Origin of the sequence: Caballeronia zhejiangensis, from assembly GCF_000698575.1 — a bacterium.
GTDB lineage: Bacteria > Pseudomonadota > Gammaproteobacteria > Burkholderiales > Burkholderiaceae > Caballeronia > Caballeronia zhejiangensis.
In genome coordinates this window covers 1-884 of record NZ_JFHD01000110.1, presented here as the reverse complement: position 1 = coordinate 884, position 884 = coordinate 1, and the positions used below count along the sequence as shown (strand labels likewise).

General features: G+C 62.9%; 1 protein-coding gene. It reads left to right on the top strand.

The features are described from left to right. Positions 1-92: 92 nt before the first annotated feature. The coding region (locus BG60_RS36165) for an IS4 family transposase (protein ID WP_034474669.1) at positions 93-884 on the top strand (792 nt) is incomplete at its 3' end.

Below are 884 nucleotides of genomic sequence, written 5' to 3'. Positions count from 1 at the left end.
TAATGCCGTTCAGTTAGCGCTGAACGGCATTTTTGTTTGTGGAGCGAGAAGTGGTTGTAAACGGAGCGCCGGGCTGTTAACTTCTCGGTGCGATGCTTGCCAACCACCTCACGTACCTGATCGAAGCACAGGAGCCGGCCGATCTGCGACGGTTGGCCGAGCATCTGCCCTTCGAGTGGATCGAACGCGCAGTCCAGGCGACCGGCACGGCGAGCATCCGGCGCCGTCGCCTTCCGGCCGAGCAGGTGGTGTGGCTGGTCATTGCGCTGGCGATGTACCGTCACTGGTCGATCAGCGAGGTCCTTGACAGCCTCGATCTGGCCTTGCCCAACGAGGCCGCCCCGTTTGTCAGCAAGAGCGCTGCGGCGCAGGCGCGCCAACGCGTTGGCGAAGCGCCGATGGCGTGGCTGTTTGAACAGACCGCGCGAGCGTGGACGACTCAGGACGCGGCCCACCATGCGTTCAAGGGCTTAAGTCTGTGGGCACTGGATGGCACCACACTGCGCACCCCGGACAGCGCGGCCAACCGCGAGCACTTTGGCGCGCAGGGCTATGCCAGCGGCAAGGTGGCGAGTTATCCGCAGGTGCGCGCCGTGACGCTCACCGCCATTCCGACGCACCTGATCGCCGATATCAATTTCGGTCGCTACGACACCAACGAAATGGTGTACGCCAAAAGCCTGCTGGCGCAGATCCCGGAAGACTCACTGACGGTGTTCGACAAAGGCTTTCTGGCCGCGGAAATCCTGTGTGGCCTGACGATGAACGCGCGCAATCGCCACTTCCTGATTCCAGCCAAAGCCAACACCTGCTGGGAAGTCGTCTCGGGTAGCGCTGACGATGCGATGGTGCGCATGCGTGTGTCGCCGCAGGCGCGCCAGAAA